This window comes from Listeria marthii, from assembly GCF_014227425.1.
Classification (GTDB): domain Bacteria; phylum Bacillota; class Bacilli; order Lactobacillales; family Listeriaceae; genus Listeria; species Listeria marthii.
The window spans coordinates 342,031-355,819 of sequence record NZ_JAASWB010000002.1; the positions used below are offsets into that span (position 1 = coordinate 342,031).

Sequence of the window (13,789 nt, forward strand, 5' to 3'; positions counted from 1 at the left end):
CTAACTTATTATAAAAAGGACTTTTCCAGCCTAACTTATTAAACGCCTGATGTTAATTTCAAGCCAACCACGCCGGCAATAATCATCGTAATAAACAGCAATTTACCAACACTTTTTCGTTCTTTAAAAACAATCATTCCAAGCGTCACACTGCCAACTGCACCAATTCCCGTCCAAATCGCATAACCCGTACCAATCGGAATCGTTTTAAGCGCAAGCGATAGTAAAAAGAAGCTCGCTGACATAAAGATAATCGTGAGTATCGCAAATCCAAGTCGTTTAAAGCCATCTGAAAGTTTCAGCATCACAACAAAGACCATTTCGCATAAACCTGCTACAAGTAAAAATATCCAATCCATCGTTATTTAGCCTCCTTTTCAGACTCATTGCCATCCACTAATTTCAAACCAATAATCCCTACTAGCAACACGACTAGAGAAACAATCTTCCAAAACGAAACACCTTCCGAAAGAAAAATCATCCCGATAATCGCCGTCCCGGCAGCCCCAATCCCGGTAAAGACCGCATATGCTGTCCCAATCGGAATGGACTTCATCGCAACCGAGAATAAAGCGAAACTAACAATTAAAAATGCTACCGTTATAAGGCTCCACCCGAGCATCGTAAAACCATGTGATTCTTTCAACCCAAAAGCCCAAACAATTTCTGATAACCCTGCCATAATTAAATATAACCAAGCCATTTTTCTTACCTCCCATTCAATCTAATAAACTTGCGAGAACTTCCCAAGCGGACTCTCTACGCAATTCAAATTCCGTTTCATCATAAATTCCGTGTTCGACGCTAAGCCCATCAAGCATGGCATAAAATACATGCATCCATCTTACAAGGACTTTCTCCGACACTATTTCCCCTAACGTTTCGCGCAATATACCATCTGTCATTTGTTCATATGTCTTTGTTTCTTCCTTTAACTCTTGAAAAAGTGACTTAGGTGGATAAAATACCGCGCGTTGGAAAAATTTCTTCTCATTAGGATTACTGGAAAAATCTGTCGCTACAAAGAAAATTGCTTGTAGTTTCTCTTTACCCAATAAATCATCCCGCTCCGCCACACGTCCTAATTCTGTTAATTCCATTTGGATGCTGTCTCGATAAACTTCTAAAAAAAGCGCTTCTTTTGACGGGAAATGGGCATATAAAGATGGCGTCTTAATTCCAACAGCTTTCGCAATTTCCGATAGCGCTGTTCCATCATAGCCTTTTTCTGCAAAAAGCGTTAATGCGGCTTCTTTTACTAGTTTTTTTGTCATAAAGCAACCTCCTAACTAACGTTCATTAGTTAAATTCTAGCAAATAAAAAACCAAACGTAAAGGAAAAAGTTTGATTTTTTATTTTTCGATATATTTCCACTCATTTTGTTTTAAGTCATAAACTAGTTTGGCAACTTCTTCTTCATAATAAATTTTGGAAGAAATTTCTAGTTCTGTCATCTCTTCTGTTAAGCCATGGCCGATTGGCACTTCGATTTGCGTGCGTGATTTAACCACATCATCCAGCGCAATACAAGCTCCATCTTTAAAATGATCTGCCATTTTTTTCAAAAGTTCCACTGGCGGCTCGGCAACATATTTTTTCTTACTAAAAGAAAAAATGCCTTTTTCATTCACAAGCTCTGCCGTTTTCCGAGCAATGACGTAACTAAGTAACATATAAAAATGATTGAGATTTCGGTAATATACTTTATTGTAACGACCGTCTTCCCTCGTTAAGTAAACAAAATTGTTTTGTAATTTATAGTAAAATGGCGAACGCAAATGGCGTCCAGTATGTGCAAGATACAGCATTTCTGCTACTTCTTGTGGTGTTAATTGGTTTAAAAGCTCTACGTCTTCAAAATCAATCCAACAAAGTGGGTTAAAATTCCCTTTGGATATATTCGCTAAATCGCCTGGCTCTAAGTAGTGAAACGCTGTGTGAGCATTGTAGGATGCGTCTTCAATATTATGCTTAATAAGCAAAATATTTTCCGGCGGCTGCCCTACGCCATTTAAGAAATCACAAAAAGAAATGCCGCTTGTTGCCACATTATTAATAACATGATCGATATGCACATAAATAGATTGTTGATTAACCGCTTCTTTTTTCATGTATATGCCTCACTCTATTTCTATTTTCTTCTATGACAAAAGCCTTCCACTCCATCATACAACATTTTTACGTAAAAAGGATAACAGAAACATCAAAACTTAATGACTAATTTATGACAAAGAAAAAAAGTGAAGTGATTTTATACGCTAATTACGCCATCTAAAGTAATTTTAATTACAAAAGACTTGATAAACTCACCTATAAAAAACTCCACTTTTCGATTTACTGCAATCGAAGTGTCATATTCGGCATCGCCTTACTACTCACCGATTTCCAAATATCTTTTCGTGATTTTGTTTTTTCAACAACTATTCCTTTTTCTTTGAGCTGACGGATTACTTGATTCAAGTCTTTCTGATTATTATCCAATCTCATCACTCCATCTTCAAAATTTGTTTTCATTCTTTTTATTTTTCTCTCTTTCTTTACTTTACCATATACTCTTTACTAAGAATACCCTATTAAACAAAAATTTAACCAAAATCTTTGCATTTTTTCAAGAAAGCGTTTGAAAACCGAATTTTTCCAGTGGTTTTCTTTTTAATATAAAGAAAAACATCGCTATTTTTCATTTTGCTCACACTATTTTAAACGTTTTTATGTAATTAGCCTATGTATTAGTATAAAATAAAAAGCTATAAAATGGGTGATTAATTAGTAAATTTTATTTAAAATGTGTCTTTTTTATGAAGGTTTATACTCTTAAACATGATATCCCTTTTTAAAGTATTGATACAAAACGGTTTCCTCCGTTTCAAACATGCCGATTTGGCAGGGAAAAAGCTGTTAAATAGCACTGTTAACTTTTAGAACAAGTAATTTTGAAAATATTTTGTAGGTTTCACAGAATCGTCACTGGATTCTTGCCTGAGTTATTATATAATTGTATACATATATAACATCGGAGGAATGGCATGAAAAGACGAATTATAATAACAAGTATTGCAGTTTGCACGGCGCTGAGTATTGGCGGTGGTTATTTTCTATATACTCACCAACAATCCACTGAGCCAGAAGAAAAACCGGCAACCATAAAAGATAGTATATACGACCAAAAAGAACCAACAAAACCAGCAACCGACTTAAATATTGGTTCCAATAAAAAGAATTTACATTTAGAAAAAAACTTCGGCGGCAAGCAACTACAAGTCGAACGAATAACAGGCCGAATTTCACAAAAATCTCTTAAAAAGAGGACAGTTATCAAAATTAAGCCAAATGACGCGGAAAAAGAAGAAAAGCCGGCAACCAATCCCAAAAAGCCAAACAGTAAACCTTCCAAAACCACGCCAACTGAATCGGATCCACAAGAAGATACACCCGCTAAAGTTAGCCCATTTTACGATAAAGAGCGCGTAATGACACCGATTAATAATCAATTAGCTTCGTTAGACATAGCGACACTCGAAGCAAAAGAATCGCTTGTTGTTGGTGCAGATGTACCAAAATTACAACAACTCATTGCGACAAAACAACTTAGCTACAAAGAGTTGGCCGGTATTTATTTAAACCGCATCAAAAAATATGATCAAAACGGTTTAACTTTAAATGCCGTTACAGAAATTAATCCAACTATTATTGCCGAAGCAGAACAACTAGATAAAGAAGCTGCCACAAATAAATCCGCTTTATACGGTATGCCGGTTCTTTTAAAAGATAATATTGGTACAAAAGAACTCCCAACCAGCGCTGGAACCGTCGCGCTGAAAGATTGGGTCATTGGAAAAGACGCGGCGATTGTCGAAAAACTTAAAAATAATGGCGCGTTAATCCTCGGAAAAACCAATATGTCCGAATGGGCGGCTGGGATGGATGACGAAGTACCGAACGGCTACTCAGGTAAAAAAGGCCAAGGTAAAAATCCTTATTCATTAGCTTTGGATCCTTCTGGTTCAAGTTCCGGCTCAGCTACAGCGGCTACAAGTGATTTTGCAGCGATTGCCATTGGTACCGAAACGAATGGTTCCATTATTACACCAGCTTCCGCACAATCGGCTGTTGGATATAAGCCAACGCAAGGTTTAGTAAACAATGCAGGTATTATCCCACTTTCTAGCAGATTTGATACACCGGGACCGCTAACAAGAACCGTTACAGATGCTTACCTAACAGCAAATATTTTAACAAATACAACAAACCAGCCAGCTCTTTCAAAAGATGCACTCAAAGGTAAACGAATCGGCCTTTTAGCTGATGGTGAAAGTAATGAAGAAACGGCTGTTATCAAAAAAATAAAACAAGATTTGCAAAATGCTGGCGCAACTATCGTTAATGGTATTGCAGTTGGCGAATTCGAACAAGTGGATATTGATTTTTCTCAGTTACTGAATACTGACTTTAAGCGCGATTTGAATCAATTTTTACAAGTGAATCACTCGCCTATGACTTCATTAGAATCTATTATCCAATTTAATCAAACGAATCCCGCAAAAAATATGAAATACGGGCAATCAGAACTTGTTAAAGCGCAGCAAAGTACAACAACGAAACAACAAGCAGACACTTTAGCTCGTAATTTAATTGGCACAGCGCAAAATGAACTAGATTCTGTGCTTCAAAAAGATCAACTTGATGCAGTAGTTACCATTGGTATGGGCGGTTCTGTTATGTTTCTTGCTCCGATTGCTGGAAATCCAGAACTAACAATTCCAGCTGGCTACGATCCAGAAACAAATCAACCAATTAGCCTGACTTTTATAAGTGCACGAAATAGCGATACATCCTTATTAAATATGGGTTATGCTTACGAACAACAATCTAAAAATCGAAAAAGCCCTAACTTAAAATAAAAAAAACACTATGTCCGAGGACATAGTGTTTTTTGTTTATAAAACTTTATCTAAGAAACTGATTGTTCTTTCATGTGTTGGGTTATCGAAAATTTCAGCAGGTTTGCCTTCTTCAACAATATAGCCACCATCCATAAAGATTACGCGGTCGCCAACTTCGCGAGCAAATCCCATTTCGTGGGTAACAATAATCATTGTCATGCCATCTTTTGCCAATTTTTTCATAACTCCTAGAACTTCGCCGACCATTTCTGGATCGAGTGCGGAAGTAGGCTCATCAAACAACATAATGTCTGGATCCATCGCGAGTGCTCTTGCAATCGCCACCCGTTGCTTTTGTCCACCAGAAAGTTGATTTGGATATTCTTCTGCTTTTTCTTGTAAGCCTACTTGTTCTAATAAACGCAAGGCATTACTTTTCGCAGCTTCTTTATCCATTTTTTTCAATTCAACTGGAGCGAGTGTGATATTTTCTAAAACAGACAAATGTGGAAAAAGATTAAAGTGTTGGAAAACCATGCCGATATTTTCGCGAACTTGGTTAATATCAACTTTTTTATCGGTAATGTTAAAATCATCAACAATAACGTCTCCCGCAGTAATATCTTCTAAATTATTCATACAACGAAGGAAAGTACTTTTACCAGAGCCAGAAGGTCCGATTACACAAACTACTTCGCCTTCTTTTACTTCGATATCAATGCCTTTCAGCACTTCATTAGCACCAAAACTTTTTTTAAGGCCTGTTACTTTAAGTTTAGTCATTTCGTAATCTCCTTTCTAAACGATCGGATACTTTCGTTAAAATAGTAATAACGATAAGGTACATAATTCCGATGATTAGCCATGTCCATGTACTTTCAAATGTACGCGCCATAATGATTTTACCAGATTGAGTTAATTCGACGAGCCCAATTGCTGACATAATCGATGTATCTTTCAAAGTGATAACGAATTGGTTAATAAATGACGGAATCATCATTCGAATTGCTTGTGGTAGAACGACTTTCATCATCGCTTTTTTATATGGTAAGCCAAGACTTCTAGCTGCTTCCATTTGTCCTTTGTCGACAGATTGAATCCCGCCGCGGACGATTTCGACCATGTAGGCACCGGCATTTAAGCTTAACGCGATAACCCCGGCCAAGAATACTGGCATCCTGAAATCAAGTGCTGCTGGAATACCGAAGTAGAAGAAGAATGCCTGTACAATTAATGGTGTTCCTCGGAAAATATCTACATAAACAGTAGCAATTCCGCGTAAAATTTTGTTATTGCTGACTTTCATAAAGCCGAATGTAATACCAATAATGAATGCAATAATAAGTGAAACAACTGCTAATCGAATGGTTAGCCACATTCCAGCTAAAAGTGCAGGCCAGGAAGATTTAATAATCCCCATAAAGCCTTTTTCTGTAGTGTTTTCTTTAATAGCGTCTTTACCTAAATATGTTTCAAGAATTTCATCATATTCGCCGCTTGCTTTAATGTTAACAAGACCAGCGTTAAATTTAGCTAAAAGTTCTTGGTTTTTGCCTTTATTGACAGCAAAACCGTATGAGTTTCCTTTTTCTTTGTCTGTTACAATTTTTAAGCCGTTTCCTGTTTGAACACCGTAAGCTAGTACTGGATAATCATCGAAACATGCAACTGAATTTCTTGTTTTAACGTCATCGTACATTTGAGCTGAATCGTCGAAAACAACGATGTCAAAGCCGTATTTAGCTTTGATTTTTTCTGCAAATGCGTAACCTTCTGTACCTGTTTTAACGGCTACTTTTTTACCTTTTAAGTCTTCATATGTTTTGATTTCGTCGTTATCTTTCAAAATCCCCATAACAACGCCAGAATCAAAATATGGGTCAGAGAAGTCGAACTTTTGTTTACGTTCGTCCGTAATACTCATTCCAGCGATAACACCGTCGACTTGGTTAGCTTCTAGTGCTTGTACTGCTGCATTGAATCCCATTGCTTTAATTTCGTATTTAAAATTTTGGTCTTTGGCAATAGCTTTTAGGATATCCATGTCGATACCAACATGTTCTCCGCCTTTCTCAAATTCAAAAGGTGCAAATGTTGTATCTGTACCAATCAAGTATGTTTCTTCAGCAGCTTTTGCATTTAACCCGTTTCCTGTGAAAATAAACGCGGCAACACAAGCAATTGCCATCATTAGTAAAAATCGTGAAAATTTCTTCATGTTGTGTCCTCCCTCTATATGTGTTTTACTTTAATTAATTATTTTATGTAGCCTAATTTTTTTCCGTACTCGTAAGATTTTACCATAAGGATAGATTATTGACCATACTTATTTGTGATAAGATTTTCAACACCGAAAAAGAAAGAAGCTAATCCTTGGAAATTAGCTTCTAATGGTTGTTTATTTCTTTTTCAAAATCATATTCTTTCATCTTAGCGTAAGCGATGTACGCACTTTTTGCATTTTCGATTGCAAGGTCGATTTGTTTCTTTTTACCGCCTTTTTGTGGGAATAAACAAGCTTTTCGAAGTGACTCTTGTAGCAATTTTTTATCGATTTTTTCAGCGATTAGTAATTCTTTTGGTTGAATATTATTGGGATCTTCATAAAAATGGTTGATAAAATTGGCTAAATCGTCTTGGAGTGATGTTTCGATTTCGAAAACATGCCACTTGCTTCCATTAATTGCGCCGTTTCGAACGAAGAAAACAAAGACGCTTAGATAGTTGTCTTGTTGATAACAACCGATGATATCGCGATTTTTTAAGCCCGGGAAAATAATGTGCTGTTTTTCAATTGTTTCATTAATAGCCTGCATTTTATCGCGCAGTTCCGCCGCTCGTTCGAATTCGAGTTTTTCTATCGCTTCTTGCATCTCGGCTGTTAGCTTATCTTTTACATCTTTAATATCGCCTTCAAGGAAACGGCTAATTTTCCGGATTTGATTTTCATAGATAGCTGGCTCAATTTCCTCGTGGCATGGCCCTAAGCAAAGTCCTAGGTGGTAATATAAACACGGGCGGCCCGGCTTTCCGTCGCATCTGCAGAGTGGAAATAGTTTTTCGATTAGTTCTACGGTTTGTCTAGCGGAATAGCGACCAGGATATGGGCCAAAATAGTGCGCACCATCTTGTTTTACTTCCAACACGACTTCGATATGCGGATTTTTTTCGTTCGTAATTTTAATATATGGGTAACTCGGTCCTTCTTTTAACTGGATATTAAAAGGTGGCTGATATTTTTGAATTAAAATCATTTCGAGTAGTAGAGCTTCTTTTTCGGAAGTAGTAATGATTAATTCTAAATCGCGAATTTGCCGTACAAGTCTTGCTGTTTTTCCGATTTGTTTGCTATGAAAATAGGATTTTACGCGGTTTTTCAAGCATTTTGATTTACCGATATACAGAATTTCGTTATTTTCATCTCTATAAATATAACAACCTGGTGATTCAGGTAATAAGGTTAATTTAGTTTGTAATTTGTCATCCAAAGGGGCACCCCTCCTTCTTGAACATCTATTCTAGTCCTACTTGCCATTTTTGTAAAGACGCAAAAAGAACTAGCGCACAAATGTGGCTAGCTCTTCTTATTAGTTATTTACCCCAAACATCTTCTGCTAGTTGGACAACGTAGCGTAATTTATTCCATTGTTCTTCTTCGGTCAGGATGTTGCCTTCTTCTGTGGAGGCGAATCCGCATTGTGGACTTAGGCGTAATTGGCTTAATGGGACGATTTCGCTCGCTTCTGCAATTCGCGCTTTAATCGTCGCTTCGTCTTCTAATTCACCTGTTTTCGAAGTAATTAAGCCGAGAACGATTTTCAAATCCGGGCGCGTCACATATTTTAATGGCGCAAAATCTCCAGAACGTTCGTTATCATATTCTAAAAAGAAACCATCGATGTTTAATTGACCGAATAAGGTTTCCGCAACTGGTCCATAGCCGCCTTCCGCAATCCATGTAGAACGGAAATTCCCGCGGCAAATGTGCATTGTGATGACCATATCAGCTGGTTTATGTTTGATAGATTCATTGATAAGATTTTTATACGTTTCTTGCAATGTGTCCGGATCAAATCCTCTTTGTCGCACGACTTCGCGTTGTTCATCCGAGCATAAATAGCTCCAAGACGTATCATCTAATTGTAAATAACGACAGCCAGCATCATAAAATGCTTGAATCGCTTTTTGATACGCAGTCGCTAAATCAGCGGCAAATTTGTCGGCATCATCTAAATATGGCTGATACTCAATGTCGCCGCGATAATGAAGCATTGCTGGACTTGGAATCGTTTGTTTCGCGACATGATTTTCACCAACTGCTTCTTTTAGGAAAATAAAATCTTCTATAAATGGATGCGTGGTGAAATCGATCGGAGCCGTGATTTTTACCGAATGCGATTTTGTTTGCACTTTGCTAAACTGAATACCTCCAGCCGCATCGTATCCTTCTACCCCATCCAAATTCTCCAAGAAGTCAAAATGCCACCAAGCACGGCGAAACTCGCCATCTGTGATTGATTTTAAGCCGACTTCTTTTTGCTTTTCGACAATGTATTTAATTTCTGTATTTTCAACTTCGCGCAACTCTTGGGCTGTTATTTCGCCAGCTTGGAACTTCTCCCGCGCGTCTTTAATAGCCTTTGTCCGTAAAATACTTCCAACATGATCTGCATAAAATGGTGCTACTTGATTCATTTCCTTCGCCTCAATTCGTTTTATTTTTATGTACAAAAAAACTTTCCCTCAAAAGACAGCTTTTAAGGGAAAGTGAATTTACCTGATTCGCGTGCCTTATCTGTCAGTGTTACCTGCTGGATTTGGCACCGTGAAAAATCCGGTTGCCAAGGCTTCGCTGGGCCAGAACCCTCCACCTTTCTTGATAAGTACTATGTAATTGGTTCTTATTATATCGTTTGCTTCTCGTAGTTGTCAAATTTATTTCTGAATATTTATGCTTCTGCGATAACTTCGATTTCAATTTCAGCATCAAGCGGCAATTTCGCTACTTGGAAAGCACTTCTCGCTGGGAAATCACTGGAAAAGAATGTCGCATAAACTTCATTTACAGCCGTAAATTCATTTAAATCTTTGAAGAAAACGGTCGCTTTGATGATTTTATCCAGTCCAGAACCTGCTTCTTCTAACACTGCTGCTAAATTTTTAAAAGCTTGCTCGGCTTGTTTTGTCGCGCCTTCTGCTAATTCTCCAGTTGCCGGGTTAATACCAAGTTGACCTGACGTAAAAATAAGTCCGTTCACTTTTACAGCTTGTGAGTATGGTCCAAGTGCTTTTGGGGCTGACGATGTTTGAATAATTTCTTTTGCCATTTTATCCCTGCTTTCTTTTATGGTATGCTTTTATTCTAATCAATAAAGTTTGTTTTAGCAACGAAGGGGGATTTCTGGATGATTTTAACAATATATTTAATCGCGATAACGCTTATTTCTTTTCTATTATTCGCTATCGATAAACGGAAAGCAATTAAACACGCTTATCGGATACCTGAATCTGTACTGCTTTTCACCGCATTTCTCGGCGGGGCATTTGGTAGCTGGATGTCGATGCAGTTGTTTCATCATAAAACACAAAAACCGAAGTTCCGGATTTTAGTGCCGCTTGCGATGGTTTGGACTGTTGGGGTTTTGGTTTGGTGGTTGTATTAATCTCCATTAAATTTTAAGCTTTGTAATTTTCATATTCCCAAAAGAAATAATTTTGCAGCGCTTCACAAGAATCATCCCAGCTCTCTTTTGTACATTTTTCCAAAATGGATTCTATTTTATCCAAAAGTAAATCATAACGATAATATTCCAATACGATTGCTTTTCGTTTCCCTTTTGGAAGTTTATACAAAGTTGCTGGTGTTACCACTGGAATGTGAAAATAATTGCCTCTTTTCGTGCCATCATTTGTTCCAATAAACAAATCAATAACTAGATAAAGTTCTTTTTCTGGGTCATATTCCCAATCTTTAAGCGGGACTTCTATTTCTGTTGAATGGATTTCTTGTAATAAAACAAGTTTTGAATTATGTTGTTTTTTCATTTAACTCCTCCGTGTGAATTAAAATTTGTTAATCTAAGAATCTATATTCAGTATATAATAGATATAGCACTCAATGTATTATTAAAAAACAGAAATCCCTCATTTTAAAAAGGGATTTCTGTTTTTTTACGCTTCTTTAAAAAATTTATTCTGAACTACTTTAATTATCTCCATCATCACAACTGCTCCGAGTGCTAAGCCTGCTGCAATCGACCATTCATGTAAGCCGAATGTTGCTGGGATTGAGAAGATTTCGCGAGCTCCTGGTAGTACGGTGATTCCGTATAAGACGAAACAAAGTAATACGGCGCCGATAACGTATTTGTTGCTGAAGAATCCTGCGCCAAATGCGGTTTGGACGTTCGAGCGAGCTGCAAATGTTTGTAATGTACGCGCTAGGATAAGTGTAGTGAATGCCTTTGCGACACTCATCTCTGGTGAAATTTGCATTCCGATGTATTGCGAAATGATAACGGCGATACCGATTAAGACGCCGCGGCTAATAACGGCGCGCATCGTTCCACCGGCAAAAATACCTTCGTTAATATCTCTTGGTTTGCGTTTCATTACATCAGGTTCTGCTTTTTCCATACCTAGTGCGATCGCTGGTAAGGAGTCATTGACTAAGTTGATAAATAGTAATTGTAGTGCTGTGAATGGGTTAATCCAGTCGAGCACGAGCGCAAATAAAATCGCGATAATTGCGCCTAAATTTCCTGCAAATAGGTAAGAAATTGATTTTTTAATGTTATCAAAAACGGTTCTACCTACCCCAACTGCGTCCACAATTGAAACGAAATTGTCATCAGTTAAAATCATTGCAGCGGAGTCTTTAGCAACATCCGTTCCGCTTCCCATTGCCACACCAATATCGGCTTGTTTTAGGGCAGGCGCATCATTGACACCATCACCAGTCATTGCGGTGATTTTGCCTTTTTTCTGCCAAGCTTTGACGATTCTGATTTTATTTTCTGGAGATACACGGGCGTAGACAGCGATATGCTCAAGTTTTTTGTCGAGTTCTTCTTCTGGCATTGCGTCGAGTTCTTGACCAGTTAACGCGATATCGTCGGCATCCATTAAACCAATATCACGGCCGATTGCTTGCGCCGTTGTTTTATGGTCTCCGGTAATCATCACAGTGCGAATGCCGGCTTTTTTCGACTCTTCAATCGATGCATAAACGGCTTCACGTGGCGGATCAATCATTGCAGTTAAGCCAACAAGTACGATATCTTGCTCGTCTTCTAGTTTTAATTCGGTTGTATCAGCCGGCATCCGTTTATAACCATACGCTAGAACACGCAGCGCTTGATTGGAAAATTCTTCGTTAGTTTCTTTTAGTTTCGTTAAAATTTCTTCTGTCATTGGTTTTTCTTCGCCGTCAAGGAACACATAGCTACAACGCGCGAACATCACATCTGGTCCACCTTTTGTTAGCATTGCTTTGTTGTCATTGAAGGTGTGTAGCGTTGACATTAATTTACGATCTGAATCAAAAGGAATTTCGCCTTCACGGATGAATTTTTCGCGAATTTCATTGTAATCTTGATTATTTTTATTACTAAAGGCAATGAGCGCCACTTCGGTTGGGTCGCCTAGTTCTTTGCCTTCGCTATTAATATTGGAGTCGTTACAAAGTACCGCAATATGAATTAAACGGCGCTCCCCGATGGACCATTTTTCTGGACTATCTGGGAAGTTTTCTTTCGTTCCATCTGGTAAATAGTAATCAACCACGGTCATTTTATTTTGTGTTAGCGTTCCTGTTTTATCTGTACAAATAACGCTTGTGGAGCCTAGAGTTTCAACTGCTGGGAGCTTCCGAATAATCGCGTGTTGCTTCGCCATTTTGTTCGTTCCGACTGCGAGTACAATCGTTACAATAGAAGAAAGTGCTTCCGGAATTGCTGCTACTGCTACAGCCACGGCAAACATAAAGGCATTTAAAATCGCCGTTGCCATATCCGCTGAATTGTCGCCAAGTAACACACGACCAGCTTCGACTGCAAAAATAAGTACACAGAGTGCTAAAATACCAATGCCTAACTTTTTACTAAATGATTCTAGTTTTCGTTGTAATGGTGTTTGTTTCGCTTCTGCTGTTTCTAGTAAACCGGCAATTTTTCCGATTTCTGTTTCACTCGCAGTGCCTGTTACGACGAACATCCCACGGCCATAAACAACAAGGGAACCACTGAAAACCATATTGACACGGTCGCCAAGCCCTACTTCATCAGGAATGGTATCGATATATTTTTCAACCGCCTCGGATTCCCCTGTAAGCATCCCTTCATCAATTTTCAAGGAGCCACTTTCGAACAAACGGCCGTCTGCTGGGACGAAATCACCTGCATCCAAAATAACGACGTCACCCGGGACAAGTTCGCGCGCATGAATACTTTGCTTCGAACCATCACGAATAACTTTGGCGACTGGCGCAGACATTTCTCGTAACGCATCGAGCGAACTTTCCGCTTTCCGCGTTTGAACTACGCTAATTATCGAGTTCACAATCAGTACTAAAAAGATAATAAGCGATTCAACTACTTCGCCTAAAATCAACTGCACCAAGGCAGCGATGACTAAAACAATAACCATTGGATCTTTAAATGTTTCAAGGAAAAGCTTCCAAAGTGGATCTTTCTTTTTATTCTTCAGTTCGTTAAAACCGTATTTTTCTTGTCGTTTTGTTACCTCACTAGTTGTTAAGCCTTTTTCTGTCGCTTCTAGTTGTGTAAATGTATCTGCCGCGCTTTTGCGGTAAATCTCCAATCATGTCAGCCCCTTCCAATCAATTTATGTGTTAAGTATAACAAATCTTTACGGGGAAATAATATTGATAACACTGGAAATTTAC

General features: G+C 38.1%; 14 protein-coding genes and 1 riboswitch. Of the genes, 2 read left to right on the plus strand and 12 right to left on the minus strand.

Translation table 11 applies throughout. The annotated features are described in order from the left end of the window. Positions 1 to 38: 38 nt before the first annotated feature. The 5 genes from sugE2 to HCJ55_RS04545 form a co-directional block, all read right to left on the minus strand. Positions 39 to 359: a quaternary ammonium compound efflux SMR transporter SugE2 gene (gene sugE2 / locus HCJ55_RS04525; RefSeq protein ID WP_008947253.1), complete on the minus strand. Its 321-nt coding sequence runs from the start codon at positions 357 to 359 to the stop codon at positions 39 to 41. Between the two features lie 2 nt (positions 360 to 361). Beyond that, positions 362 to 703, minus strand: a complete 342-nt coding sequence (locus HCJ55_RS04530) for a DMT family transporter (RefSeq protein ID WP_008947252.1) — start codon at positions 701 to 703, stop codon at positions 362 to 364. Between the two features lie 16 nt (positions 704 to 719). Then, positions 720 to 1,274 carry a TetR/AcrR family transcriptional regulator gene (locus HCJ55_RS04535; protein WP_185502455.1) on the minus strand — a complete coding sequence of 185 codons (555 nt, stop codon included), beginning with the start codon at positions 1,272 to 1,274 and terminating at the stop codon, positions 720 to 722. 79 nt (positions 1,275 to 1,353) lie between these two features. Then, complete coding sequence (locus HCJ55_RS04540; protein WP_185390940.1) at positions 1,354 to 2,112, minus strand: hypothetical protein; 759 nt, start codon at positions 2,110 to 2,112, stop codon at positions 1,354 to 1,356. Positions 2,113 to 2,335: 223 nt separating this feature from the next. Beyond that, the gene (locus HCJ55_RS04545) at positions 2,336 to 2,482 is read right to left on the minus strand and encodes an Lmo0850 family protein (RefSeq protein ID WP_008947247.1); all 147 of its coding nucleotides are present in this window, start codon (positions 2,480 to 2,482) and stop codon (positions 2,336 to 2,338) included. Between the two features lie 545 nt (positions 2,483 to 3,027). Between HCJ55_RS04545 and HCJ55_RS04550 the strand changes: the two genes are divergently transcribed. Continuing rightward, a complete protein-coding gene (locus HCJ55_RS04550; protein WP_185517205.1) occupies positions 3,028 to 4,902 on the plus strand; it encodes an amidase family protein in 1,875 nt (624 codons plus the stop codon). Positions 4,903 to 4,938: 36 nt separating this feature from the next. Here HCJ55_RS04550 and HCJ55_RS04555 read toward each other — a convergent pair whose 3' ends face one another. From HCJ55_RS04555 to HCJ55_RS04575, 5 genes are all read right to left on the minus strand, one after another. Next, positions 4,939 to 5,667: an amino acid ABC transporter ATP-binding protein gene (locus tag HCJ55_RS04555; RefSeq protein ID WP_185390938.1), complete on the minus strand. Its 729-nt coding sequence runs from the start codon at positions 5,665 to 5,667 to the stop codon at positions 4,939 to 4,941. Beyond that, positions 5,660 to 7,102 (minus strand): amino acid ABC transporter substrate-binding protein/permease, encoded by a 1,443-nt coding sequence (locus HCJ55_RS04560; protein WP_008947244.1) that lies wholly within the window; start codon positions 7,100 to 7,102, stop codon positions 5,660 to 5,662. The genes HCJ55_RS04555 and HCJ55_RS04560 overlap by 8 nt, the downstream gene beginning before the upstream one ends. 169 nt (positions 7,103 to 7,271) lie before the next feature. After that, the gene (uvrC, locus tag HCJ55_RS04565; protein WP_185517207.1) at positions 7,272 to 8,372 is read right to left on the minus strand and encodes an excinuclease ABC subunit UvrC; all 1,101 of its coding nucleotides are present in this window, start codon (positions 8,370 to 8,372) and stop codon (positions 7,272 to 7,274) included. A 103-nt stretch (positions 8,373 to 8,475) separates the two neighbouring features. After that, positions 8,476 to 9,579, minus strand: a complete 1,104-nt coding sequence (locus tag HCJ55_RS04570) for a 5-methyltetrahydropteroyltriglutamate--homocysteine S-methyltransferase (protein ID WP_185502451.1) — start codon at positions 9,577 to 9,579, stop codon at positions 8,476 to 8,478. A 93-nt stretch (positions 9,580 to 9,672) separates the two neighbouring features. Then, positions 9,673 to 9,770: riboswitch (SAM riboswitch) on the minus strand. A 63-nt stretch (positions 9,771 to 9,833) separates the two neighbouring features. Next, entirely contained in the window at positions 9,834 to 10,211 is a 378-nt protein-coding gene (locus HCJ55_RS04575; protein ID WP_008947240.1) for a RidA family protein, read from the minus strand. Between the two features lie 78 nt (positions 10,212 to 10,289). On the opposite strand from HCJ55_RS04575, the gene HCJ55_RS04580 reads away from it, so the two are divergent. Beyond that, positions 10,290 to 10,547, plus strand: a complete 258-nt coding sequence (locus HCJ55_RS04580; protein ID WP_003729458.1) for a DUF1294 domain-containing protein — start codon at positions 10,290 to 10,292, stop codon at positions 10,545 to 10,547. A 13-nt stretch (positions 10,548 to 10,560) separates the two neighbouring features. Here HCJ55_RS04580 and HCJ55_RS04585 read toward each other — a convergent pair whose 3' ends face one another. Then, positions 10,561 to 10,929, minus strand: a complete 369-nt coding sequence (locus HCJ55_RS04585) for an Imm8 family immunity protein (RefSeq protein ID WP_185502450.1) — start codon at positions 10,927 to 10,929, stop codon at positions 10,561 to 10,563. 126 nt (positions 10,930 to 11,055) lie between these two features. After that, the gene (locus tag HCJ55_RS04590) at positions 11,056 to 13,704 is read right to left on the minus strand and encodes a calcium-transporting ATPase (protein ID WP_185517209.1); all 2,649 of its coding nucleotides are present in this window, start codon (positions 13,702 to 13,704) and stop codon (positions 11,056 to 11,058) included. Positions 13,705 to 13,789: the final 85 nt, after the last annotated feature.

Bases quoted from the DNA above. Each gene is read 5' to 3' on its own strand.
- HCJ55_RS04535 (WP_185502455.1), bottom strand. From the start codon at position 1,274: ATGACAAAAAAACTAGTAAAAGAAGCCGCATTAACGCTTTTTGCAGAA.
- HCJ55_RS04580 (WP_003729458.1), top strand. From the start codon at position 10,290: ATGATTTTAACAATATATTTAATCGCGATAACGCTTATTTCTTTTCTA.
- HCJ55_RS04585 (WP_185502450.1), bottom strand. From the start codon at position 10,929: ATGAAAAAACAACATAATTCAAAACTTGTTTTATTACAAGAAATCCAT.
- HCJ55_RS04550 (WP_185517205.1), top strand. From the start codon at position 3,028: ATGAAAAGACGAATTATAATAACAAGTATTGCAGTTTGCACGGCGCTG.
- HCJ55_RS04570 (WP_185502451.1), bottom strand. From the start codon at position 9,579: ATGAATCAAGTAGCACCATTTTATGCAGATCATGTTGGAAGTATTTTA.
- HCJ55_RS04555 (WP_185390938.1), bottom strand. From the start codon at position 5,667: ATGACTAAACTTAAAGTAACAGGCCTTAAAAAAAGTTTTGGTGCTAAT.
- HCJ55_RS04560 (WP_008947244.1), bottom strand. From the start codon at position 7,102: ATGAAGAAATTTTCACGATTTTTACTAATGATGGCAATTGCTTGTGTT.
- HCJ55_RS04530 (WP_008947252.1), bottom strand. From the start codon at position 703: ATGGCTTGGTTATATTTAATTATGGCAGGGTTATCAGAAATTGTTTGG.
- sugE2 (WP_008947253.1), bottom strand. From the start codon at position 359: ATGGATTGGATATTTTTACTTGTAGCAGGTTTATGCGAAATGGTCTTT.
- HCJ55_RS04540 (WP_185390940.1), bottom strand. From the start codon at position 2,112: ATGAAAAAAGAAGCGGTTAATCAACAATCTATTTATGTGCATATCGAT.
- HCJ55_RS04575 (WP_008947240.1), bottom strand. From the start codon at position 10,211: ATGGCAAAAGAAATTATTCAAACATCGTCAGCCCCAAAAGCACTTGGA.